Source organism: Actinomadura rupiterrae (assembly GCF_024172125.1).
GTDB classification, from domain to species: domain Bacteria; phylum Actinomycetota; class Actinomycetes; order Streptosporangiales; family Streptosporangiaceae; genus Spirillospora; species Spirillospora rupiterrae.
Map to the genome: position 1 here is coordinate 752,270 of NZ_JAMZEA010000004.1, position 23,923 is coordinate 776,192.

The 23,923-nt window shown below is 72.3% G+C and carries 18 protein-coding genes; 11 read left to right on the top strand and 7 right to left on the bottom strand.

Annotated elements, in window-relative coordinates; translation table 11 throughout:
• Positions 1 to 63: 63 nt before the first annotated feature.
• The 5 genes from FHU30_RS16455 (at position 64) to FHU30_RS16475 (ending at position 4,148) form a co-directional block, all read left to right on the top strand.
• Positions 64 to 861, top strand: a complete 798-nt coding sequence (locus tag FHU30_RS16455) for a helix-turn-helix domain-containing protein (protein ID WP_253876665.1) — start codon at positions 64 to 66, stop codon at positions 859 to 861.
• A 264-nt stretch (positions 862 to 1,125) separates the two neighbouring features.
• Complete coding sequence (locus tag FHU30_RS16460; protein WP_253876667.1) at positions 1,126 to 1,608, top strand: DUF2076 domain-containing protein; 483 nt, start codon at positions 1,126 to 1,128, stop codon at positions 1,606 to 1,608.
• Positions 1,609 to 1,763: 155 nt separating this feature from the next.
• Positions 1,764 to 2,657, top strand: a complete 894-nt coding sequence (locus tag FHU30_RS16465) for an AraC family transcriptional regulator (RefSeq protein ID WP_253876669.1) — start codon at positions 1,764 to 1,766, stop codon at positions 2,655 to 2,657.
• The gene (locus tag FHU30_RS16470; protein ID WP_253876671.1) at positions 2,626 to 3,579 is read left to right on the top strand and encodes a DMT family transporter; all 954 of its coding nucleotides are present in this window, start codon (positions 2,626 to 2,628) and stop codon (positions 3,577 to 3,579) included. The genes FHU30_RS16465 and FHU30_RS16470 overlap by 32 nt, the downstream gene beginning before the upstream one ends.
• Entirely contained in the window at positions 3,576 to 4,148 is a 573-nt protein-coding gene (locus tag FHU30_RS16475; RefSeq protein WP_253876673.1) for an isochorismatase family protein, read from the top strand. Before FHU30_RS16470 ends, FHU30_RS16475 begins: the two co-directional genes overlap by 4 nt.
• Positions 4,149 to 4,626: 478 nt before the next feature.
• On the opposite strand, the gene FHU30_RS16480 is transcribed toward FHU30_RS16475, so the two are convergent.
• Both FHU30_RS16480 and FHU30_RS16485 read right to left on the bottom strand, forming a co-directional pair.
• Positions 4,627 to 5,757 carry an acyl-CoA dehydrogenase family protein gene (locus tag FHU30_RS16480; RefSeq protein WP_253876676.1) on the bottom strand — a complete coding sequence of 377 codons (1,131 nt, stop codon included), beginning with the start codon at positions 5,755 to 5,757 and terminating at the stop codon, positions 4,627 to 4,629.
• Between the two features lie 669 nt (positions 5,758 to 6,426).
• Positions 6,427 to 10,206: an indolepyruvate ferredoxin oxidoreductase family protein gene (locus FHU30_RS16485; protein ID WP_253876678.1), complete on the bottom strand. Its 3,780-nt coding sequence runs from the start codon at positions 10,204 to 10,206 to the stop codon at positions 6,427 to 6,429.
• A 149-nt stretch (positions 10,207 to 10,355) separates the two neighbouring features.
• Between FHU30_RS16485 and FHU30_RS16490 the strand changes: the two genes are divergently transcribed.
• On the top strand, positions 10,356 to 10,880 hold the full coding sequence (locus FHU30_RS16490; protein ID WP_253876680.1) for an Lrp/AsnC family transcriptional regulator: 525 nt from the start codon (positions 10,356 to 10,358) through the stop codon (positions 10,878 to 10,880).
• 1,203 nt (positions 10,881 to 12,083) lie between these two features.
• Here the strand turns inward: FHU30_RS16490 and FHU30_RS16495 are convergent.
• Positions 12,084 to 13,076 (bottom strand): adenylate/guanylate cyclase domain-containing protein, encoded by a 993-nt coding sequence (locus tag FHU30_RS16495; RefSeq protein WP_253876682.1) that lies wholly within the window; start codon positions 13,074 to 13,076, stop codon positions 12,084 to 12,086.
• Between the two features lie 85 nt (positions 13,077 to 13,161).
• Between FHU30_RS16495 and FHU30_RS16500 the strand changes: the two genes are divergently transcribed.
• Positions 13,162 to 13,935, top strand: a complete 774-nt coding sequence (locus tag FHU30_RS16500) for a MerR family transcriptional regulator (RefSeq protein ID WP_253876684.1) — start codon at positions 13,162 to 13,164, stop codon at positions 13,933 to 13,935.
• 175 nt (positions 13,936 to 14,110) lie between these two features.
• Here FHU30_RS16500 and FHU30_RS16505 read toward each other — a convergent pair whose 3' ends face one another.
• Entirely contained in the window at positions 14,111 to 16,546 is a 2,436-nt protein-coding gene (locus FHU30_RS16505; RefSeq protein ID WP_253876686.1) for a sigma-70 family RNA polymerase sigma factor, read from the bottom strand.
• Between the two features lie 262 nt (positions 16,547 to 16,808).
• Here FHU30_RS16505 and FHU30_RS16510 point away from each other — a divergent pair, with 262 nt between their 5' ends.
• Entirely contained in the window at positions 16,809 to 17,735 is a 927-nt protein-coding gene (locus FHU30_RS16510) for a DUF1906 domain-containing protein (protein ID WP_253876688.1), read from the top strand.
• A gap of 121 nt (positions 17,736 to 17,856) precedes the next feature.
• Here the strand turns inward: FHU30_RS16510 and FHU30_RS46120 are convergent, their stop codons facing one another.
• Positions 17,857 to 17,979, bottom strand: a complete 123-nt coding sequence (locus tag FHU30_RS46120) for a hypothetical protein (RefSeq protein ID WP_301323142.1) — start codon at positions 17,977 to 17,979, stop codon at positions 17,857 to 17,859.
• A 343-nt stretch (positions 17,980 to 18,322) separates the two neighbouring features.
• On the opposite strand from FHU30_RS46120, the gene FHU30_RS16515 reads away from it, so the two are divergent.
• Positions 18,323 to 18,673: a DUF4234 domain-containing protein gene (locus FHU30_RS16515; RefSeq protein WP_253876690.1), complete on the top strand. Its 351-nt coding sequence runs from the start codon at positions 18,323 to 18,325 to the stop codon at positions 18,671 to 18,673.
• Between the two features lie 222 nt (positions 18,674 to 18,895).
• On the opposite strand, the gene FHU30_RS16520 is transcribed toward FHU30_RS16515, so the two are convergent.
• Positions 18,896 to 20,518 (bottom strand): long-chain fatty acid--CoA ligase, encoded by a 1,623-nt coding sequence (locus tag FHU30_RS16520; protein ID WP_253876692.1) that lies wholly within the window; start codon positions 20,516 to 20,518, stop codon positions 18,896 to 18,898.
• A gap of 179 nt (positions 20,519 to 20,697) precedes the next feature.
• Positions 20,698 to 21,249 carry a SigE family RNA polymerase sigma factor gene (locus FHU30_RS16525; protein ID WP_253876694.1) on the bottom strand — a complete coding sequence of 184 codons (552 nt, stop codon included), beginning with the start codon at positions 21,247 to 21,249 and terminating at the stop codon, positions 20,698 to 20,700.
• Positions 21,250 to 21,545: 296 nt separating this feature from the next.
• Between FHU30_RS16525 and FHU30_RS16530 the strand changes: the two genes are divergently transcribed.
• Both FHU30_RS16530 and FHU30_RS16535 read left to right on the top strand, forming a co-directional pair.
• Entirely contained in the window at positions 21,546 to 23,003 is a 1,458-nt protein-coding gene (locus FHU30_RS16530; protein WP_253876696.1) for a hypothetical protein, read from the top strand.
• Complete coding sequence (locus tag FHU30_RS16535; RefSeq protein WP_253876698.1) at positions 22,997 to 23,911, top strand: MauE/DoxX family redox-associated membrane protein; 915 nt, start codon at positions 22,997 to 22,999, stop codon at positions 23,909 to 23,911. Before FHU30_RS16530 ends, FHU30_RS16535 begins: the two co-directional genes overlap by 7 nt.
• Positions 23,912 to 23,923: the final 12 nt, after the last annotated feature.

The following is a 23,923-nucleotide window of genomic DNA, read 5'->3' on the forward strand; positions in this document are numbered from 1 at the left end:
GCGCCACCGGACAATTCCCTGGCGGGAATCGCCGGGCGCGCGGAAAGCGAGTACAACTGTGGCGTGAGCAGCACGATCGAACGTTCCGGCGTCGGCCCGCAGTTGAAGCACTGGCGCTCCGTCCGGCGGATCAGCCAGCTTGAGCTGGCCTTGCTGGCGGGCACGACCCAACGGCATCTGAGCTTTATCGAAAGCGGCCGCTCGCGGCCCGGACGCGCCATCGTCATCCGCCTCGCCGAATCGCTCAGGTTGTCGCTTCGGGAGCGGAACGACCTGCTCACCACGGCCGGCTACGCGCCGGTGTTCAAGGAGACCGGCTTGGACGAGGAGTCGCTGCGTCCGGTCCGGTCCGCGCTTGAGCAGATCCTGATCGGCCACATGCCGTATCCGGCGCTCGTCGTCGCGCCTTACGGACGCGTCGTCGGGGCCAATGACGCCGTCGAGGTCTTCACCGAGGACGCGTCGCCCGAACTGCTCGAACCGCCGGTCAATATGATCCGGCTCATGCTCCACCCGAAAGGCATGGCACCCCGCGTCCGCAACCTGGACGAGTGGGGCCGGCACGTCATCGAGAACCTCCGCGCCCTCTCGCGGCGCAGCCCGGACGCGCGGCTTGACGAATTCGTCGAGGAACTCGCCTCCTACGTCCCGGAACCCGCCGTCGGGCCCGACCACCTCGGCTTCTCCGTGCCGATGCGGCTGGCGACCTCGGACGGGGAACTCCGCCTGATCACCACGCTGACGTCGTTCGCGACCGCCACCGACATCACGCTCGCCGAACTCCACCTGGAAGCGTTCCTGCCAGCGGACCAGGAAAGCGCCGAACTCCTGCGCCTCCGAGCCCAACGCCATTCCCGCTGAACGAACTCGTCAGGCTTCGCGCGGCACGCCACATCGCTTCCGGAACACCCGCGCTGGGCACGTCCCAACGCACCACGTCCTGGTGCACCACACGTCCAACGTGCTCCTAGGGACACAGGCGTCACAGGCGTCACAGGCGAGCTTCACCTGCGTGTTTGCAGAACGCTAAACACGGACCAGGCATCATCGGCATGGTGGGGAACCGGCGAATCGCGCCAGGCGTTGCCCACACGGGCTTGTCCCTCCAAGTCTTGGGAGTGTTCGATGACATGTTTCTTTGATGCGGCGCATGGTCCGGGGACGCAGAACATCCTGTGGACGCCGCAGTGGGGCGCGGCGCGCAACGTCACCGCGTGCCCGGCCTGCGCGCAGCGCTGGGCCACCTACCAGCAGCAGATGGCCACCGGCCAGCCCGGCTACCCGGCCCCGCAACCCGGCTACCCCCAGGCCGGCTACCCGCAGGCGGGCTACCCCGTCCAGCCCGGATACCCGGCCGCCGGATACCCGCACGGAGGCTACGACGGCGACTACGACCGCCACCACCGCCGCGGTCCCGGCTGGGGCGGCGTCGCGGCGGCGGGCGCGGCGGGCCTCGTCGGCGGCGCGCTCATCAACGAGATGCTGGACGACGACGAGCCGAAGCAGGTCATCTACGAGACCAACAACGAGTACGTGACCAACAACGACTACAACGATTTCAGCGACAACGACTACATCTCGGACGACTCCGACGACAACAACTGGTGACCCACCCGTCGCCTGGTGACCCACTCGTCGCCTGGTGATCCAACGTCACCGGTGACCCACCCGTCACCGGCCCCGTGCCGTCCTTCCGGACAGGACGGCACGGCCCCCGCCTTCTCGGTGGCTTCCCGGTCGTGGCGACGGGTATGGACGGGTTTGTGAGCGCACGGGCGCGAGTGCCGGAGCAGGCGGACTGGACCCGGCTGCGACAGGTGAACGGCGTCCGCCTCGACCTGCTCGACGCCCGTTTCACTAGGCACGAGTTCGCCCCGCATACGCACGATGAGTTCGTCGTGAGCGTCCCCACGCGTGGCTTGCAGCGGTGCCGTTACCGGGGCGCCGAGCATGCGGCGGGCCCGGGCAGCGTGCTGGTGCTGGAGCCGGGGGTTCCGCATACGGGACGTCCGGCTGACCCCACGGTCGTGGCGGGCTATTCGTACCGGGTGATGTACGCGCCGGTGGAGTTGTTCGGGTCGCGCCTACCGCGGTTCACTGACGCCGTCCTGGACGATGCGCGCCTGGCCGAGTTGCTCGCGTTTCTCTATGCCGCCCTATCGGCCGGGTGCGAAACGCTGGAAGCGGAGACTCGCCTAGAGATGGCGCTTCGGCTGCTGATCCGGCGCCACGCGACACAGCCGGACGGGCAGGAGCATGTCCCCTCGTCCCGTGCGGCGGCCCGTACTACCGAAGCGGTGATCGAGCGCCTGTCGGGGCAGTTGTGTAGCCCGCCGTCACTTACCGCCCTGGCGGAGGAACTGGGCTTGTCCCGGTACCAGCTGATTCGCGCGTTCCGGAGCGGGACGGGCATGGCGCCTTCGGAATGGTTGGCCCAGTACCGCGTCAAGCGAGCGCGCGAGCTGCTCGCCTGCGGGAACCGGTTGGACGAGGTGGCCGCCGCGGTCGGATTCACCGACCAGCCGCATATGACGCGGTGGTTCCGCCGGATCGTCGGCATCACTCCGGGGACATACCGCACATCCGTTCAAGACTCCGGCGTGCTCCTCGCCGGATCCTTGGCAGGTGGAAACCAGCGGTCCGTTCCAAGCCCGTGACTGGATGTTGTTCGCCTCGGTCGCGGCGCTGTGGGGCTCATCCTTCCTGTTCATCAAGCTAGGCGCGGAGAGGCTGCCGATCGTCTGGGTGGCGCTCGGACGATCCGGACTGGCGGTCGCGACGCTGGCCCTCGTCCCGGCGGCGCGGCGGAGCCTGCCGTGGCGGGCCTGGCCGCGCGTGGCCCTGCTCGGCCTGGTCTGGATGGCCGTCCCGTTCATGCTCTTCCCGCTGGCCGAGCAGCGGGTCAGCTCGTCCATGGCGGGCATGCTGAACGCCACCGCACCGCTGTGGACGGCGGTCTTCACCACGATCGCCGGCCGCCGGCTGCCCGGTGCGCGCCTGGTCGGCAGCCTGCTGATCGGATTCCTCGGCGTCGCGGTGATGACCTGGCCGTCGGCGTCCGGCTCTGCGGCGTCCTGGGTCGGGGTGGCGCTCGTGCTCGCCGCGACCGTCCTCTACGGCGTCGCGTTCACGCTCGCCGGGCCGCTGCAGCAGCAGTACGGCGCGCTCCCGGTCATCTGGCGAGCGCTGCTCGTCTCCTTGGTTCTCCAACTGCCCGCGGGCATCGTCGCCGGGCCTCCGGCTGACGTGACGCCGTCCGGCGTACTGGCAGTCGGCGCGCTGGCGGTGCTCAGCACGGCGGTCGCGTTCGTCGCCTTCACCACGCTTGCCGGACGCGTCGGATCCGCCCGCGCCTCCGTGGCGGTCTACCTCGTCCCTGCCGTCGCGCTCGTCCTCGGCGCGCTGACCGTCCACGAGCACGTCCCGCTGGCCGCGATTCCCGGCTGCGCCCTCGTCCTCGCCGGCGCCTACCTGACCGGACGAACGCAACGTCCGGGGACATCGCCCCGTCCGGGGACATCGCGGAGCACAGAACAGACGACCGACCACCAGCCAACAGAAAGGTACGCACCGACATGACGTTCCAGCGCTACGACGCCGACACCGCCCTGCTGCTGCTCGTCGACCACCAGGTCGGCATCGTCGAGCGAGTGCAGTACCCGTCCGCCGAAACCGTCCGCCGCAACGCCGTCGCGCTCGCCAAGGCTGCCCGCGAAGTCGGGATGCCGATCGTCCTGACCAGCAGCATCGAGAAGGACAACGGGCCGCTGCTCCCCGGCCTCGCCCAGGCCGTCCCGCAGGCCCACGCCGACCGGACGGAACGCCCCGGAACCGTCGACGCCCTCGACCACCCGTCCGTGGCGGCCGCCCTCAAGGCCGCCGACCGCACCACGATCATCACCGCCGGCGTCGGCTCGGAGGTCTGCGGCGTCTGGCCCGCCTTGCACGCGGCCGCGGACGGCTTCCAGGTGCACTTCGTCGCCGACGCCTGCGGCAGCATGACCCAGTTCGGCCACGAGACCACCCTGCGCAGACTCCAGCAGTCGGGCATCACCGTAACGACCACCGCGACCGTCATCTCCGGGCTGGTCGAGAACTTCACCACCCCCCGCGGCACCGCCCTCCTGCAAATCCTGCGCGGAGCCTGACCCTCCATCCGCCACTTCAGCCCCACCCCGACGCCACAAAAACATGCCCCTCGCCACGCCGCCCGCACCCGAAGGCGCTCAACGCGCATGCGACCGAGCGCGCCGGCTACTTCCCGACGCTGCACGAACTTCCGACCCACATGCGGGCACCCTCACGCAGCACAACTTTCCACACGCGCGCAGGCACCGACATCTCGCACAAGCTTCCATACGCGCGCGCAGGCACCCACATCCCCCACAAGCTTCCATACGCGCGCGCAGGCACCCACATCCCCCACAAGCTTCCATACGCGCGCGCAGGGACCCACATCCCGCACAAGCTTCCACGGGCGTGCAGGCACGATCACGCGGCCCGCGCTTCCCGCACGGTGCCAGGCACTCTCACGCCGCATGCACCTTCCGGACGGCGTTTGCTCGCCTTGGAAGGCAAACGCGCCTCCACTCCGCTGGGAGCGGAGGCGCGTTTCTGCCTTTCGGGCTACTTGGCCAGGGAGCGGGCGATGACGAGGCGCTGGATCTGGTTGGTACCCTCGAAGATCTGCATGATCTTGGCCTCGCGCATGAAGCGTTCCACCGGGAAGTCGCGCGTGTAGCCGTTGCCGCCCAGGACCTGCACGGCGTCCGTGGTGACCTTCATGGCGGCATCCGTGGCGGTCAGCTTGGCCACCGACGCCTCGCGCGAGTAGGGCAGGCCCAGATCGCGGCGACGGGCGGCATCGAGGTAGGTCGCGCGGGCGGACGTCACGGCGGCGGCCATGTCGGCGAGCAGGAAGCCGAGGCCCTGGTGGTCGATAATGCGGCGACCGAAAGTGGTGCGTTCCTTGGCGTACGCAACGGCATGGTCCAGGGCCGCCTGGGCCAGACCGACGGCGCAGGAGGCGATGCCGAGACGTCCGGAATCGAGGGCGCTGAAGGCGATGCGGAGGCCATCGCCCTCGGCGCCGATGAGGCGTTCGGCGTCCAGAAGCGCGCCGTCCCAGTGCGCCGTGGTCGTGGGGACGGCATGCAGTCCCATCTTCTCTTCGGGACGTCCGAAAGTGAGGCCCTCGACCTGGCCCGGCGCGAGGAAGCAGGAGATCGAGTCGCCGGTGCGGGCGAACAGCGAGTAGAAGTCGGCGCGGCCGCCGTGCGTGATCCACGACTTGGTGCCGGTGATCCGGTAGCCGCCGTCCGTCCGCTCGGCCTTGCAGGTCAGGGCGGACGCGTCGGACCCCGCATGCGGCTCGGACAGGCTGTAACCGCCGATCGTGCCGCCGCCGAGCATTTCCGGAAGCCAGCGCTCCTTCTGCTCGGGCGTCCCGAACGTGAACAGCGGGAAACTCGCGAGCGTGTGGACGCTGGTGGCGACTGCCACGGCCGCCCAGCGCGCCGACAGCTCCTCGATGACCTGCAGGTACACCTCGTAAGGCTGGCCACCGCCGCCGAACTCCTCCGGGTAGGGCAGGCCGAGCAGCCCAGCCTCCCCGAGGATCGCGAAGAGCCCCTCGGGATAGGTCTCAGCGCGCTCGTGCTCGCTCACGCGGGTCAGAAGCTCTTTGTCGGCAAGCTCCCGCGTCAAAGCGATGAGATCGCGCGCTTCTTCGCTCGGCAGTAGACGTTCGACGGTCATCGGTCTTCCTCCAAGGGCACCACTAGCAAAACCCGCCTTGCCTCGAAGTTATCCACAGTTCGAGGCCCAGCTTCCACTCCAGGCCACCGCCCCCGACGATGGAGGTCGCGGATCGGAGCCCAGCCGTCACAGATCAAGCAAGCCAGCCCAGACGGCCGCCCCCATCCCGCGATGGCGGAACTCGCCAAGACCGGCCAGGCAACCCAGCCTGACCAGTCTCACCCGCCCGGCCCGCAGACCCGGCCAAACCAGACCGGACGTGCAGGCCAAGTCCCGCCCAGCCGGTCAGACCAGACCGGACGTGCGGGCCCGGTCCCGCCCGGCCGGGCGGACGTGGCCGGTCTCGCGTGGCTGGCGGCGCGAGTCCGGTTGAGCCCGTCCCGGGGCCACGAGGTCCGCGGTAGGGCTCGGCGAGCGGATCTGCCCGGTCCGTCCGTCCCGTGGTGGCGAGGGCCGCGGGATGGGGCGGGCGAGCTGAAGGCCGGGTCGTCCGTCCCGGGCCGCAGGGTGAGGCGATCGGTCGGCCTGGCCGGATCGCCGGACCTGCGGCTGCCTGATCCGTGGGGCGGGTCAGGCAGCGAACGGCTGGCGAGCCGGTCTGGCCGGGGTGTCCGTCCCGTGGTGGCGAGGGCCGCGGGATGGGGGCGGTGGGTGCGGCCGTTGGGCGGGTCAGGCGAGTTGGTGCGGGCGGTCGGCGCGTCCGGCGGCGGCGAGGTCGGCGAGCGCGGCGTGGGCGCGCTCGCGGTACTCGGCGACGCGGGCGAGCTTGATGTCCTCGTAGCCGCGGACGGTCTCGGGCAGCCGGGCGAGGTCGACCACGGCGGGGACGGTGCCGGGGGTGAGGTGGGCGAGGGCGTCCCGCATCAGGCCCCGGTACTCCTGGACGAGCTCGCGCTCGATCCGGCGGACCTCGGCGTAGCCGAACACGTCGAGGGCGGTGCCGCGCAAGCCACGCGCGGCGCGCAGGGCACGGAACGCGACCGGGGCGGTCCGGGTCAGCTTGATCTTCCGCTTCATGCCGAGGGCTCGGAGCACCGGCGGGTGCAGCATGACCGAGACCTTGGCGTCCGCACCGAACTCGTCCTCGCGCTTGGCCCGCTCCACGGGGTCCAGGTGCAGCCGGGCGACCTCGTATTCGTCCTTGTAGGCCATCAGCTTGTGAAGGGAGGTGGCGTAAGCGAGACCGACGCGCAGGGCGGCGTCCTCGCCGACGCGCTCGGCGGCCAGCGCCGTGACGTGCCGGACGTCCTCGGCGTAGCTGCGCGCGTAGTTCTCGTTCTGGAACTCGACCAGATCGGCGACCCGAATGCTGAGGGCTTCTTCGAGCTCGGCCCCTCCCACAGCGGGGGCCGCCTGCTCGACGATGCCCTTGGCGACCGGCGTGAGCTGGATCAGCGGACGCGCCGGGGGCTCGACCGCCGCCTGGACGGCCTTGGGGTCCAGCGCGGCGGCCCGTCCCCAGCGGAACGCGGCCAGGTTCTTGTCGACGGCCGCGCCGTTGAGGCGGATCGCGTCCTCGATCGCGTCGGCGGAGACCGGCAGGCAGCCGTGCTGGTAGGCGGCGCCGACCAGGACCATGTTCGCGGGCATGTGGTCGCCGAACAGGGTCTCGGAGAGCCCCTGCGCGTCCAGGTAGAGGTTCTCGGCGCGGTGGGTGGCCGACTCGACGCGGGTGAGCGCCTCGTCCGGGGAGCCGGGCAGCGCCACGCGGCCGGTGACCATCGCCGCCGTCGGGACGAGCGCGGTGTTCACGACCGCGACCGTCCGGCCGGGCTCGGCGGTGGCGAGGTTGCTGTCCGCGGCCGCGCCGAGCAGGTCGAAGCCGAGCAGGACGTCGGCCGTGCCTCGCGTGGCGCGCAGCGCGCCGGGCACCGGCGCGGTGGAGAAGCGCAGGTCGCTGACGACCGGTCCGCCCTTCTGCGCCAGTCCGGTCTGCTCCAGGCCGGCGGCGTAGGAGCCGTCCAGCCGGGCCGCCATCTGCAGGATCTGCGAGACGGTCACGACGCCGGTGCCGCCGATGCCGGGCATCCGGAGCAGGACGTCGGCGCCGCCGAACCGGCGGACCGGCTCGGTCAGCGCGACCGGCAGCGCGGGCAGCGGACGCTGCTTGCGCGTCCCCGGCTCGACCAGCAGGAAGGACGGGCAGTCGCCCTTGAGACAGGAAAGGTCGGTGTTACATGACGCCTGGTGAATGCGGGTCTTGCGGCCGAACTCGGTCTCCACCGGCTGCACCGAGAGGCAGGTGGACTGCTCGCCGCAGTCGCCGCAGCCCTCGCACACGCGCTCGTTGATCAGCACCTTCTCGGCGGGCGTCGGGAGCTTGCCGCGCTTGCGCAGGCGGCGCTCCTCGGCGGCGCAGCGATCGTCGTGGATCAGCACGGTCACGCCGTCCAGCGCGGCCAGCTCGGCGTCCACGTCGGGCAGGTCGTCCCGGTGCCGGACGTGCGCGATCGGGTCGAGCGTAACGCCCCGGTAGTCGGCCGGGGAGTCCGTCGTGATCACCACGCGGCGGACGCCTTCCAGCGCGAGCCAGCGGGTGAGCGTCGGGATGTCCAGGCGGCCTTCGGCCTTCTGGCCGCCCGTCATGGCGACGGCGTCGTTGTACAGCAGCTTGTAGGTCATCTTGACCCCGGCCGCGACGGCGGCGCGGATCGCCAGCGACCCCGAGTGGTGGAACGTGCCGTCCCCGAGGTTCTGGACGAAGTGGTTGTCCGCGGTGAACGGCGCGAGGCCGATCCACTGGGTGCCCTCGCCGCCCATCTGGGTGAGGCCGAGCTGGTTGCCGCGCCCCGCGCCGTCCAGCGCGATCATCACGTGGCAGCCGATGCCGACGCCGACGAGCGTGTCGTCCGACGCCTTGGTGGAAGCGTTGTGCGGGCAGCCCGAGCAGAAGTACGGCGTGCGCGCCGCCACGACCGGCAGCGACAGGCGCCCCTTCTTCCGGGCCTTCGGCAGCACGGCCGCGGCCTTCGGCAGCCGCTCGGCGCCGAACCGCGCGACCAGCGCCCGCACGACGTCCTCGGCCCCGACGGTCCCGCGTGAGGGCAGCAGCTCCTTGCCGTCCGCCCCGCGGCGCCCGATCACCCGAGGCACCTTCACCTCACCGACCGCGGACACCACGTCCGCCCGCGAGTCCGAGGCCGCACCGGCTCCGGCGCCGGACGCCGCCACAACACCGGACACAACGTCGGCACCGGACACCACGTCGGCTTCGACACCAGACGCCGCACCGGCCCCGGCAGCGGACGCCACGACGGCCTCGGCGCCGGACGCGACGTTGCCCCAGGTACCCGAGACCGCGTCGGCTTCGATGCCGGACGCCGCCTCAGCCCCTGCGCGGGACGCCGTGTCGGCTTCGGAGGCGGACTTGGTCCGGGTGAGTGCCGAGGTGGCATTGGCGTGGTCGTAGAGGACGGCCTTGAGGTGCTGTTCGAGGAACGGGACCTTGTCCTCGACGACGAGGACCTCGTCCAGGTCGGCGGTCATGCGCGCCAGTTCGGCGTCGTCGAGCGGGAAGGGCATGCCCAGGCGGATGAGGCGGAGGCCGAGGTCGTTCATGGCCGCCTCGTCCAGGCCCAGGTCGGTCAGGGCGCGCTGGACGACGGCGTACTGGGTGCCGGAGGCGATAATGCCGAGCGCGGTGTTCTCCGCGCCGAACGTGATCCGGTTGAGGCCAGCCTCGCGGGCGTAGGCGCGGGCGATGTCGAGGCGCCGGGTGAGCATGTCGTGTTCGGCGTCCAGCGAGGCGGGTCCGACCAGGGTCGGCACCTTGCGGTCCTCGCGGACGGGCATGGGGATGTTGCGGCGGATCTCCTCCAGGTCCACCACGGCGGACGCGTCGGCGATGTCCGCGACGATCTTCAGTCCGGCCCAGAGGCCGCTGGCGCGGGACAGCGCGACGGCGTGCAGGCCGAACTCGATGATCTCGGCGACCGTGCCGGGCGCGAGCAGCGGCAGGGCGAGGCTCTGCGCCATCGGCTCGCACGAGCTCGGCACCGTGGACGACTTGCTGGCGGGGTCGTCCCCGATCCACGCGACCGCGCCCCCGACGGCGGCGGTCCCGGCGAGCTGTGCGTGCCGGATGGCGTCCGCCGCCCGGTCGAGGCCGGGGTTCTTGCCGTACCAGTACCCGGTCACGCCCTCATGGCGGCGGCCCGGCACCTGGCCGAGCAGCTGGGTTCCGGCGACGGCGGTGGCGGCGAGCTCCTCGTTGAGCCCCGCCTGGAACACCACCCCGACCTCGTCCAGGAACTTCGCGGCGCGGCCCATCTCCAGGTCGACGCCGCCGAGGGGCGAGCCCTGGTAGCCGGACACGAACGCGCGCGTGTCGATGCCGCGCGACTCGTCCAGCCACCGCTGCTCCAGGGTCAGCCGCACCAGCGCCTGGACGCCCGAGATCAGTACTCGCCCCTCGCGAGCGGTGTACCTGTCGTCAAGCCGGACGCCCATCGAACCTCCTTGTTCACGGCCCTGTGGCGTGGAGCACACCACCTCGAAACGGACGAACGCAAGTAACTGCCGACATACGCCCCAAAAGACGCAAAGATTTATACTGGGACCTGGCATTTCGCCCCGCAGTTTGCGTGAGGAGACCACCGATGACCGAGCTGGACGACATCGACCACGCCCTGCTCCGCCTGCTCCGCCAGGACGCCCGCCGCACCTTCTCCGAGATGGCGGAGAGGGTCGGCCTCTCCGTCGCCGCCGTGAAGCGCCGCGTCGACCGGCTGCGCGAGCTCGGCGTGATCACCGGCTTCACCGCCCAGATCGACTACGCCAAGCTGGGCTGGGGCATCGAGGCCTTCACCGAGCTGCGCTACGCCGGGTCCGCCCCGGTCAGCGAGATCATCCGCACCGCCACCGTCGCCCCCGAGGTCCAGGCGATCTACACCACCGCCGGCGACCCCGACGCCCTGGTCAGCATCCGCGCCCGCGACATGCGCCACCTCCAGCAGGTCATCGACACCCTCCGCCGCGCGGGCAACGTGACCGGCACCAAGACCCTCATGATCCTCGACGTCTGGACCCGCTCCGACGCCGACCCGACCACCCCACCCCGTCCCACCACCCCCACCCGAACCTCCCCGCAACCCCGCCCCGCCCCCCAACGCCCCCTCCCCTAACCACCCCCCCCGCCAAGACAGCCCACCGCCCCCGCCGCCAAACCCACAACGAGCACAACCCAAGCCCCCCAGCCCAAGCCCCCCGCCGCACCCCACGCCGACCTGCGGCGCACCGTGCCCCAAACCCAACTCCCAAACGGAGATGCCGCCGACGCGCCGGGACTTCGGAGCGGACGCAGGCGGGGAGTTCGCCAGAGGCCAAGCACACGCGCCCCGGGGGCCGAGATTGCACGCGCGATGCGGGGCCAACGCTGCGGTGCGCGGCCATGGCGAGCCCGGTGGAGGCCGAGCGCAAGCACTGGACGCGGATGCCGCGGGGGCGTCCCCGGACCGGGAGTTGGGCGCAGGGGATGGGATGGAGGCAGTGGGGTGGGTTCGGCGCTTCGGCGCGCGCGATGCGGGCATTGCTGCGGCGGGCAGCGTCGGGCGAGACAAGCGCACGCGCAGTGCGGGGCCATAGCGCAGCGCGGCCATGGCGCGCGGTGCAGGACCAAGCGCAGATGTCGAGTGCAGGTGCTAAGCGCGGGTGCCACGGGCGTGCCGGACGGGATGCCGGGCGGAAGGTAAATGCGCGGGTTCGGGGTGGACGCAGTGGGCGGGTTCGCTCAGGCCACCGCGCGCGACGCGGGCCAAGCGCGGGGTGCAGCGGCGGGCGCCGCAGGTGCGTCAGGGCCCAGGCTGGAGCTTGGTGCAGGGGCAGGGGGCAGGGGCGCACGCGGCGGGGTGGATTCGGCCGTGGCCACGGTGCACGCAGCCCGGGCGGGGATTGCGGCGCGCGAGGTGGGGTCAAAGCTGCGGTGCGGCGCGGTGCGGGGACAGGGCGCGCGGCGCGGGGGCACGGCGCGCGGCGCGGGGGCACGGCGCGCGGCGCGGGGGCACGGCGCGGGGGCACGGCACGCGGCGCGGGGGCACGGCGCGCGGCGCGGGGGCACGGCACGCGGCGCGGGGGCAGGGCGCGCGGCGTGGGGGCGGGGCGCAAGTGGTGGGCGCGGAGGCTGCGGGCGGTCTGGGCGGGGGTTGGGCGCAGGGGTCGGGACGGAGGCTGCGGCGGCTCGATGCGTGATGCGGCCATGTTGCGGCGGCCAGGGGCCGGGGCGGGCCGACAGCACGCGCGATGCGAGCGCTGTCAGGACGGGCGCGGATGGGGCGCGGGGCGAGCGTGGGTGCGGGGGGTGGCGTCGGGCGGAGCGTGGGTGTTGGGGGTTAGGGGTGGGGGCGGAGGCGGTGGGGGCGGGTTCGGCCTAGGCCTTGGAGGTGGCGGGGGCGTAGGGGGGTTGTTTCGTAGGTGGGGGGGAGTTCGGCGGCCAGGGCGCTGTCGATGAGGATGGTGCCTCGGTGGGCGGCGGCGGTGAGGCGGGCGGCGAGGTTGACGGGGGTGCCGAAGACGTCGCCCAGGCGGAGGACGACTTCGCCGTAGGCGAGGCCGACGCGGACGATGGGGAAGTTCGGGTCGGTGTTGTGGCGTTCGGCGAGGCTGATGCCGATCTCAGCGACGGCTCGCGGGTCGGGGGCGACGAAGAAGGCTTCGTCGCCGAGGGTCTTGACGATGCGTCCGCCCAGGTCGGCGACGGTTTCGGCGGTGACGGCCTCGAAGCGCTCGACGAACTCGGCGAGGGCGGAGCCCTCCATGCGGCGGCTGAGGGACGTGAAGGAGACGATGTCGGCGAAGCCGACGGCGAGGCGGGCGACGCCCATGGCGGGGTCGCCGGACGCGTCGCCGCTGGCGGCGGTCACGCGGAGGCCGGCGGCGGCGAGCTGGCGGCGCCAGCCGTGCAGGAGGAGCCATTCGAAGCGGGGACGGAGCTCCTCGGTGAGGCCGAGGACGGCCGACACGGTCTCCGGGCTGAGCTCGACGTCCTCGGGCAGGGCGGCCGCGGCGCTCGGGAGCCACACGTCGACGACCCAGCTGGCGAGGCGGCCCATGGTCTGGCCGACGGCGCGGACGAGCTGGAGCATGCCGTCCGAGTCGACCAGGCCGTCCGCGACGAGGCGCTCGATCTCGACGAGCGCGCGAACGTCGCTCTCGGTGAAGGCGACCTCGTCCTCGTCCGGGGCGGGGAAGCCGAGCGTCTGCCAGATGCGGCGGGCCTTCTCGGGGGGCATCCCGGCCAGCTCCTCGACCTGGGCCCGGGTGTATTTCAGGCGGTCGGCGAGCAGGGTCTCCTCGATCTCCTGCGCGACCTGCGGATCGACCACTGCGGCACCTCGCGATGTCTCATCCGGCGATGAGCCAAGGGTGGCGCGTAAGATCGAGCGGGGTCAAGCGGCGGAAGCGGGGAGCATGTCCGGGTACCGGATCGACGAGCTCGCGAGGGCGGCGGGGACGACCGTCCGCAACGTCCGCGCCTACCAGGACCGGGGGCTGCTGCCCCCGCCGCGGCTGGAGGGGCGGGTCGGGTTCTACGACGACAGCCACCTGGCCCGGCTGCGGCTGATCGGCAAGCTGCTCGCGCGCGGCTACTCGTCCGTGATCATCAAGGACCTGCTGGCGGCCTGGGAGACCGGCCGGGACGTCGGGGACGTGCTGGGCCTGGAGAAGGTCCTCACCGATCCGTGGTCGGACGAGCTGCCCGGCCTGGTCACTCTGGACGAGCTGATCGCCACGTTCGGGCCCGGCCGTAATGACGACCAGGTGGCGGACGACCTGGACCGCGCCATCCGCCTGGGGTTCGTGGAGCCCGACGGCGACCACTTCCGGGTGCCCTCCCCGAGGCTGCTGCACGTCGGCGCGGAGCTGGTCGCCGCCGGGATCCCGCTGGACGCCGTGTTCGACATCGCCCAGCAGATCCGGGACGACTGCGACGTCATCGCCGGACGCTTCGTCGACCTCGTCCACGAGCACGTCTTCCGGCGCCTGGAGGACGGCCCGGTGCCGACCGGCGAGGAGCTCGGGGAGGTCGCCGAGGTCGTCCGGCGCATGCGTCCGCTGGTGAAGATGGTCGTCGACCCGTTCATCGCGCGCGCCATGGAGACCCGCGTGCAGGCGGCCCTCGGCGAGCAGCTGGAAACGATCCGCGACCACATGGCGGGAGTGCCGGCGGGCTCGGAGGAGTGAATCTCCCGGCGGGCTGTCGCGAGGGCGGCTCGGACGTGCGCGAACTGCGTGCGGGCTGGGGCGTGGCGGGGTTGGAGGAGCTGCACCCCAGGCGGGGTCCGAAGAGCTGCACCCCGGGCGCGGTCAGAAGAGCAGCGCCCTAGGCGCGGTCAGAAGAGCAGCGCCCTAGGCGGGGTCAGAGGAGTGAGATTCCCCAGACGACGGTGACCTCCTGCGGGGGGCCGTGGGGGGTCGTGAAGGTGAGCTTGGCGCGGCCGGGCAGGTTGATCAGGCCGGTGTGGAGCGTGACCAGGAGGTCCCTGGAGCCGTTCGGGGAGAGGCCGCCGGAACGGTCCTGGAGGGTGACCTGGGTGCTGGAGGACGCGCCGGTCCACGTGACCGGGCCGTCCACGGCCTTGAGCCGGATCGTGCCCGAGGTGCGTCCGTAAAGTTCGAGCTTCGTGGTCAGAATGCGCAGTGTGCCCGGACGCGGCGAACCCGGCGGCGAGGTGGGCACCGTCGGCGGCGTGCTCACCGGCGGCCTCCCGGTCTTGCCCGGGTCGGACGTCGGCGGCCTGGACGGGTCGTCGAGCTGCGGAGACGGCGGGACGGGACCGCTGTCGCCGTCTCCTCCGGGGCCTTCGGGTCCGCCGTCCTTCGCGGAGTGGTGCGGCGGCCCGGCCTGGGTTCTGGTCGTGTTCGGATGCGTATACGGCCAGTCGAACGTCGGCACGCCCAGCTGGGACCCCATGAACACGATGACGGCGAGCGCGGTGAGCAGCGCGCCGCCCATCCCGCCCGTCGCGAACATCCAGCGCCGCGCGAACGGGGACGGGACGTCCGGCTGCGTCGGCAGCCCCTCGGGGGTCAGCGCACCGCCGCGCGCAGCGATGTCGGCGCGGTATCCGGCCAGCTCAGGGTCGGTCGCCGTGTGCAGGACGCGCCGCCGCAGCGCCTCGGACGGCTCGGGCGCGGGCGCGAGCGTCAGCAGGCTGCACGCGCGCAACTGCTCGCGCGCCTTGCAGGGCGCGCACTTCCGGATGTGCTCGTTCAGCGCGCTGTCCAGGATGTCCGCGGGCGGTCCCGGGGTTTCGGCGCGTCCGTTGCCCGGCGCGTCGTCCGCCCTGAACCGGGCACGCGTCGCTGCGCGCCGTCCGCCTGCCTGGGCTGGACGCCGTCCAGCACCACCGCTTCCGGAGCGTCCGCTGCCGCCGGGGCGCGGGGGAGTGTTGAGCCGCAGCACGGAACGCGCTCGGATCCGCGTCCGGCCTCGGCTCGGGACGACCGTCCGCATGCCGGACATGCGCGACTCGCGGCCCCCGTCCGGCGCCTGCGCGTCCGTCTCCCGCACGGCCGACGCACGCGCCTTGCGCACTTCGGCGCCTTCCGGCGTTCCGCCGAAGACGGACGAACGCACATCACTGCGGGACGCGGGCGCCTCAGCACCCGAACCGCGACGGACTTCCGGCGCCGGCTCGCCCGAACCAGCCGATTCCGCCGCCGCGCGCGAATCCGATGCCCAGCCGTCCGAAACACGCGCCTCGGACGCCCGCCCACCAGAACCATGCGCATCGCCACGCGGCCTGGGCGCTTCCATGCCGGTGGGGCGCGTTTCGCGGCGCACGTCCGAGGCCCACGCATCCGAGGCGCGCACATCGTCACGCGGCTTCGGCGCTTCCATGTCAGAGCCACGCGTTTCGCGCCGCGCATCCGACGCCCACGCCTCCGAGGCGCGCACATCGTCACGCGGCTTCGGCGCTTCCATGCCGGAGCCACGCGTTTCGCGGCGCGCGTCCGACGCCCACGCATCCGAGGCGCGCGCATCGTCACGCGATTTGGGCGCTTCCATGCCGGAGCCGCGCGCTTCGCGCCGCGCGTCCGACGTGTGCGCATCGCCACGTGGCCTGGGTGTTTCTATGCCGGAGGCACGTGTTTCGCGTAGTGCTTCCGATGTCCATGTGTCCGGGGTGTGCGTGTCGGCGCGCTCCTCGGATGTGTGGGACGTCCAGGTGGAGCACGATTGCGCGGTTACGGTCAGGGCGTCCTGGAGGGCGGACTCCAGTTCCTTGCGGGCGTCGCTGTTGAGCGCGGTGACGCGGCGGCGGGAGAGTCCCCATAGAAGGGCCAGTTCGGACGGGTGCAGTCCATGCCGGACGGTCAGCACGAGCAGTTCGCGTTCGCTGGAATCCAGCCGGTTCATGGCGGAATCGAGGAAGGAGCGAAGCTCGGACGTGGGCGGGAGCACGACGCTCGGACGCGGCTCGGGACCGTCGCCCCCCGGTTGGCCCGGGTAGTCGGAGGCGGGCTGGCCCGGGAAGCAGAAGGGGCGGTTCGGCAGCCAGTGCAGCTCGCGCGCACGGCCCCGCTGGAGGCAGCGTCGGCGAACGGCGCCGTACAGCCAGATCCGCAGATTGGAGTGGTCGCGGAGGCGCGGGGCGCGTCGCCAGGCGTCCACAAGTGCGTCGTGGACGACGTCGTCCGCCACCCGGATGTCGGCCGTCATCACGACCGCATAGTCGAACAGTCGCTCAGCGTAATGGTCATAGAGCATGGCCAGCGCGTCGGCGTCGCCGTCGTTCAGCTTCCGGAGGAGCCGACGGGTCGCGACGTCGGGCGGTGACCACCTGGGCATGTGCGCTCCCGCAGCGAACGGGGCCCCGCACGCCACGGGACGTCCGGACAATAGGGCCCACTCTGGATACACCCACGTACCCTTTCAGCACCATTCGAACCCCTGAAAAATCACCCCGCAGGGATATCCCTACGCGTCCGGAACCGGGCCGGGACCCCACGAACACGGCTACTCGGGCGTTTCACCTGAAGCCTGGCGGCGAACATGGCACAGTGCCCTCTGATCGCCCCGCAGCCGGGGACGCAGGACGGAAGGACCCGTGGTGAGCATCTTCGGCGTCGACTACGCCTGGGGACGTCCCGGGCCCGGCGCGCTCAAACGCGCCGGAGTGAAGTTCGCCTGCCGCTACCTCTCGCATGACACGTCCGGGAAGAACCTGACCCGCGCCGAGGCGGACGAGCTGTCCCGCGCGGGACTGTACCTCGTCGTGGTGTGGGAGAGCACGGCCTCCCGCGCGCTCGGCGGGCGCGCGGCCGGGATCGCCGACGCGACCGACGCGGCCAAGCAGGCCCGCGCCTGCGGCATGCCCGCCGACCGGCCGATCTACTTCGCGGTCGACTTCGACGCGACATCGGGACAGCAGACCGCGATCAACGCCTACCTGGACGGCGCGGCCGCCGTCCTCGGCCGGTCCCGCGTCGGCCTCTACGGCGGGTACGGCCCGATCAAGCGCGCGTTCGACGCCGGCAAGATCCACTGGGGCTGGCAGACCTACGCCTGGTCCGGCGGGCGCTGGGACAAGCGCGCGCAGCTCCAGCAGTACTCCAACGACCACGTCATCAACGGCGTCGGCCTCGACTACGACCGCGCCGTCCACGACGACTACGGCCAGTGGCGCGTCGGGTCCGACCCGACGCCGCCGATCCCCCCGCCGCCCCCTCCGACCGAAGAGGACGACATGCCCTACGGACAGCTGAACAACGGCGCCAACGCCGTCACGCCGGTCTCCTTCCCGCGCGGCGCGCTGAAGGCGATCGGCTTCGTCTGCGACAACGGCCTCCAGAACCTCCCGCCCGCCCAGCTCCGCGTCGCCGTGCACGACGCGAACGGCTGGTCGGTGCAGCAGGTGACCGTGGACAGCACCAAGTCCAAGGCCGTCGTCTACTTCAAGGACCCGGTCAGCACCGACGGCCTGTCCATCCAGCGAGCCGACGAAGGCCAGGTCAACGTGGCCTGGGACGCCTCCTGACCGTCCCGCGGACGACCGTCCGAAACCGCCCGGCCCGGCAAGCAGCGAACGCCCCGCGTGCACGAGTTTCGTGCACGCGGGGCGTCTCCATGTGTGGGGCGGCTCGTGCGCGCGGTGAGCCCTAGCGCGGATTCTCGACCACGCAGCCGCAGGGTCTGAGGGCCAGCAGGTCGTCCCCGGCGGGCGCGGAGTCGCGGACGAGGGTCCCGCACATCGGGCAGGCGGACGGGGCAGGGCGCGGCACGCCATCAAGATCGCTTGTAACGGTCACGCCGGCCCAGCCTAGTGGCGGCGGGCGGCCCGCCCGCAGACGGAGCGCGCGGCTTTACCGAGAGCCGACGGAACGGTCCGCGATCTTGCTGCGTCGGAGGAACGTTGGGGGTCCGGCTCGGGCCGCGAAGTGGAACGTTGAGCCACTTTCCGATCGATTCCGGCAAAACCCCAGCATGACGCAACGATCTACGGAAGGGTGTCAGACTCCGCGAATCATCCCCGGTTCGCGCCGACCCTTCCGATGCACCTGTCAGCCACGCGTTCCACACGCGAAAACGCAGGTCACCGAGATTCCACCGGAGGAAACCGCACCGATGAAGCAACGCAACATCCTGGCCGTCTGGCTCGGCCTGCCGATCATCACGCTCGGCATCTACGGTCTGGTCTGGATCTACAAGATCCACGACGAGCTGAACCGGACCTACCCCGAGTCCGGCGCCTCCAGCGCGGGCAGCGCCCTGTGCTCGGTGCTGTTCGGCTGGATCACCCTCGGCATCTGGCCGCTGATCGTGCTGATCAAGTTCGGCACCGGCCTCGCCGAGGCGCAGCGCCGCGCCGGCCGCCAGCCCAGCTTCAGCCAGGGCGTCGGCATCCTGCTGCTGATCTTCGGCTTCGGCCCGCTCTACTACCAGAACGAGCTGAACAAGATCGCCACCCAGCGCTGATCCCCACCGGACGGGCCGCGCGGACCAGGAACCCCCTGCCCGCCCGGCCCGTCCGCGCGTCCAGGCCCGTGTGCGAGCCCGGACACGTCCGCACGTCCAGGCCCGTCCATGCGGTCCAGGCCCGTCCACGCGCCTGGACACGTCAGCGCGTCCGGGTCTGTCCGCGCCCGGACCCGTCAGCGCGTCCCGCCGTCCGCGCGATCCGGCCCGTCCGCGCGGTTGTCAGGTGAGGTGTTCGACTGCGAGGGCGCCGTCGGCGTAGTGGCGGCGGAGGACCTTCTTGTCGAACTTGCCGACGCTGGTCTTGGGGACCTCCTGGACGAACGTCCAGCGCTCCGGGAGCTGCCAGTGCGGGACGTGCTCGGCGAGGAAGTCGCGGAGCTGGCCGGCGGTGGTCGCGGCGCCCTCGCGCAGGACGACCGAGGCGAGCGGCCGCTCCTGCCAGCGGTCGTCGGGGACGCCGACGACCGCGGCCTCGATGACGTCCGGATGGGCCATCAGGCGGTTCTCCAGCTCGACGGACGAGATCCACTCGCCGCCGGACTTGATGACGTCCTTGGCGCGGTCGGTGAGGGTCAGGTAGCCGTCGGCGCTAAGGGTGCCGACGTCGCCGGTGCGGAGCCAGCCGTCGTAGAAGCGGCCCGCGTCCTCGTCCTTGACGTAGGAGCCGGTGATCCACGGGCCGCGGATCTCGACCTCGCCGACCGCGGCGCCGTCGTTCGGCATGACGCGGTCGCCGTCGCCGACGATGCGGATCTCCAGTCCGGCCAGGACGCGGCCCTGGCTGACCCGGTAGCGGACGGCGTCGTCCCCGGTCACCCCGATCGGCGGGTGCGCCATCGTCGCGACGGGCGAGGTTTCGGTCATCCCCCATGCCTGGACGATCCGGACGCCGAGCGCGTCGAAACCGCGCAGCAGCGACTCCGGGACCGCCGAGCCCCCGCACGGGACGAGCCTCAGCGACGACAGGTCCCCGCCGTGCTCGTTCACCCGCCGCAGCACGTCCGACCAGATCGTCGGGACGGCGCCGGCGATCGTCGGACGCTCGGTCTCGATCAGCTGGATCAGCGGTTCGGCCTGCAGGAAGCGGTCCGGCATGACCAGGGACGCGCCGGCGAGCAGCGCAGCGTACGGCAGGCCCCAGGCGTTCGCGTGGAACATCGGGACGACGGGCAGCACGCGGTCGGCGGCGTTCAGGCCGAGCCCGTTGCCCGTCGCGGCGGACATCGAGTGCAGGTAGGACGACCGGTGCGAGTACGCGACGCCCTTCGGATTCCCGGTCGTGCCGCTCGTGTAGCACATGGCCGCGGCCTGGCGTTCGTCCAGCTCGGGCCAGTCGAACTCCGGGGACGCGGCGGCGAGCAGGTCCTCGTAGGAGTGCAGCTCCTTGCCCGCGCCTTCGAGCGGGGTCGTGTCGGCCTCACCGGCGACGACCACGTGCTGGACGGTCTTCATGTCCGGCAGGACGGGCGCCAGCAGCGGCACGAGCGACGCGTCCACCAGGACGACCCGGTCCTCGGCGTGGCCCGCGATGTAGGCGAGCTGGTCGGGGGACAGCCGGATGTTGAGCGTGTGCAGCACCGCGCCCATGGACGGGATCGCGAGGTACGCCTCCAGGTGCTCGGCGTTGTTCCACATGAACGTGCCGACGCGCTGGTCACCGTCCACGCCGAGGGCGCGCAGCGCGTTCGCGAGCCGGGCGGCGCGCTCGCCGACCTCGGCGTAGGTGCGGCGGCGCGGGCCGTCCGCCGTCCAGGTGACCACCTCGCGGTCGCCGAAGACCCCGGTCCCGAACCGCATGATCGAGGTGATGGTCAGCGGGACGTCCTGCATCGTGCTCCACACGGGCGCGCCTCCTCGTCCGGCACCAATGGTGAACCGGATTCTGTCCGCTGGCCGGGGTGCTTGTCAGCACCCCGGAGTCAACTCGAAGACGCTCCTTACCAGCCCTTCCACGCCGTCAGCGGTCCTCGCCGTCCCCGGTCCACGCCGCCGCCGGCCCTCGCCGTCATCGGTTCGCGCGGTCAGCGGTCCTCGCCGTCCTGGTGGGGGCCGTCGGAGTCGTGGACGTTCGGCTGCGGGAAGTCGGCCTCCAGGCCCGCGTCGTCGCGGAGCTTGGCCATGGCCCGGGAGACGGTGCTCTTCACGGTCCCGACACTGACGCCGAGGATCTCCGCGATCTCGGTCTCGGGCATGTCCTCGTAGTAGCGCAGGACGACGGCGGCGCGCTGCCGGGCGGGCAGGCGGCGGAGCGCGCGGCCGAGGGCGTCCTGCATCTCGCTGCGCCGGGTGTGGTCGTCCACCGGGAGGTCGGGCAGCTCGTCGGTCGGGTAGACGTCCAGCTTGCGCCGCCGCCACCAGGAGATCTGCGTGTTGACCATGGCGCGGCGGACGTAGCCGTCGACGGCGTCGCGGTCGTGGATCCGGTCCCAGGCGAGGTAGGTCTTGGCGAGCGCGGCCTGGAGCAGGTCCTCGGCCTCGGCGCGGTCGCCGGTGAGCCGCATCGCGGCGCGCAGCATGACGGGGCCGCGCGCCGCCACGTACGCGCGGAACTCCTCGTGCCGCGTGCTGGTCACTTCACCACCGTGTCAAGGTCCGCGCGGTGCGCGCCACCGGGGGTCCGCCGGCGCGGGCCGGGGCCGGACGGGCGCGCCGCGGCGGCGCCGTCGAAGATCCCGACCGGTTCGACCATGGCACGGGCCGCGTAATTCCGGTCCAACTAATAAGGCATATTCGGGTCAACCCGGTGGAGGATGATTCTCCCGAGTAATGGAAAACCACTCCGCTCAGCGACTTATGGCGACAAATCCGTCGACAGAGTGACCACGCGGCGTGAACCTTGACTGCACCGACTGACAGCCGGAGGACAGCGATGCCCGCACAGCGCGATCCGTCCGCCCGGCGGCGGTACCGCCGGGCAGTGCTGGGCGGAGGGCCGCCGTCGCCGCCCGCCCCGCCCGCGCCTCCACTGCGGGTCCTGACCGGGACCGTGCTGGACGCGAGCCCGCACGTGCTGGTGCTGGCCACGGCCGCCGGGGAGGCCCGGCTGCCGATGACCCCGACCACCGCGGTGTGGCACGGCGGGCGCAGGGGCCCCGCCGCGCTGCGCCCCGGCCGGCAGGCGCTGGTCCGGATGGACGCGGGCGGCCTCGCCGCCGACCGGGTCTGGGTCGACATCGGACGGGTCACCGGGACCCTGCTGTCCGCCCGTCCGGACGCGCTGGAGGTGGATCTGGGCCCGCACCGGGGCCGGGCCCGGGTCGCCCTCGACGCGCGGTCGCTCCGGCTCGTCCAGGTGCGGCACCCGCGGCTCGAACCCGGCTACCTGGTGGACGTCCTGTGCGTCCGCTCCCCCGACGGTCCGCGCGCCGTCGCGCCCGCCACGTCCCAGCCGGGCCACCGGGCCGACGACCTCGCCTCCCCCGCGCCGGACGCCCTCGTCCCGGCCGAGACGCAGGGCACGGCCACCTGGTACGGCTGGCCCGGCACCCCCCAGAGCACCGGCATGGCCGACAACACGACCTTCCCCCCAGAACCAGGCCAAGCCCCAGAAGCAGTGCGCGGCCCGGCAACAACCCGCGGACGCCCGCTGATCGACCACGGCCCCTGGACCGGCCAAGGTTCCCTAACCAGGCACCGCCCACGAAAAGGCCAACCCCCCGCAGCCCCCCGCAACCCGCAATCCGGCCAGGGCGCAAGCTCGGGCCAAGGCACGTGGACGGGCCAAGGCCCGAACCTCGGCCAGGACGCGTGGACCGGCCAAGGCGCCGGAGCAGGCCCGGGCGCTTGGAGCGGCCAAGGCGCGAATCCGGACCGTGACGCATGGGCAGGCCAAGGCTCAGGCCAGGGCCGTGACGGGTGGACGGGCCGAGGCTCGGGCTCGGGCCGGGAGGCGTGGACGGGTCAGGGCTCGGGGGCGGGTTGGGACGCGCGGTCCGGGCAGGGCGCGAGGGGCGGGCAGGGGGGAGAGCTGGGGGGAGGTCCGCCGGGTTACGCGGTCGCGTACCCGGCGGTGGACGGGGAGGGGGCGGCCGGGGGGTGTACGGAGGCACCCCCCGGCTGCGTCCCCCTGCCGCTGCTGTCGGTGGGCAGCGGGCTGGAGATGGTGAACGACTGCTCGGGACGCGGCGCGGAGGCGGTCGTGGCCGAGTGCGGGTGCGTCGCGGCGCGGTTCTGCGACCGGTGCGTGGAGTGCGGGACGTCGCCGCGCGGCCGGATCGCCGAGCTCGGGCCGGTGGCGTTCGCGGCGCTGGGAGGGGATCTCGACGCCGGGTGCTTCAACGTGACGGTGCGGTGGGCAGCGGAGACCAGGGAGGGCCGGGCATGGTGACGGTGGTGCAGAACGTCCAGGTGCTGATGCTGGCGGGGGTCCTGCTGGCGGCGTGCCTGGCGAAGCTGGCGGTGCGGGAGCCGGTCTCGGACGCGCCGCACGCGCATGACGGAGTGCGGGTGCACGGCGTTCCGGTCGCGCAGCGGCCGACGCGGATGCTGCTCCTGCTGCGGAACCGGCGGGCCGGGATCGTCCTCGGGCTGGTCGAGGGGGTGGTCGGGCTCGCGCTGCTGCTGTCGTCGCATCTGTGGGTGCGGGTGGTCGCGGCGGTCGGGTTCGCGGGGGCGACCTGGGCCGTGCTGGAACTGCGGGCGCGCAGGCCGGAGGCGGGGTGCGGCTGCTTCGGCGGGCTCAGCGCGAAGCGGGTCGGGCGGCGCAGCGTGTTGCGCGCGGTGTTGTTCACCGCGGCGGCGGTGGTGTCGCTCGGGGCGTCCAGGGCGGGCGTGGAGGTGCTGCGGCTCGGGGCGGGACGGGTCGTGGGCGTACTTGCGCTGGAGCTGGCGCTGTTCGCGTCGCTCTCCCCCGAGCTGGCCTTGCTCTGCCAGCGCGTCCGCGACCGCGCGCGGGGCGACGCGCGGTCGGCGCTCGTGCTCGGGCTGCGCGCGCGGCGGGACGTCCCGTGCGAGCGCCGACCGAGCCCGCTCAGCGAGACCTTCGCGACGCTGTACGCCAGCAGTACCTGGCTGGAGTTCGAGAACGCGCTGGTCAGCGCCGCTCCGCTGGACGTGTGGCGGGAGGGCTGCCACCGCTTCCTGGTGTATCCGGCGCGGCTGCACGGCACCGACATGGAGATCGTCTTCGCCGTCTCGACCGCCGCGAGGGACCGGGACGTCAGGCACGCGCTGCTCCCAGCCACCGGACGCGAGGACTCTCTACAGCTCTCTAGCGGCATCACGAGAAGGCCGTAGAGAACGCGATGG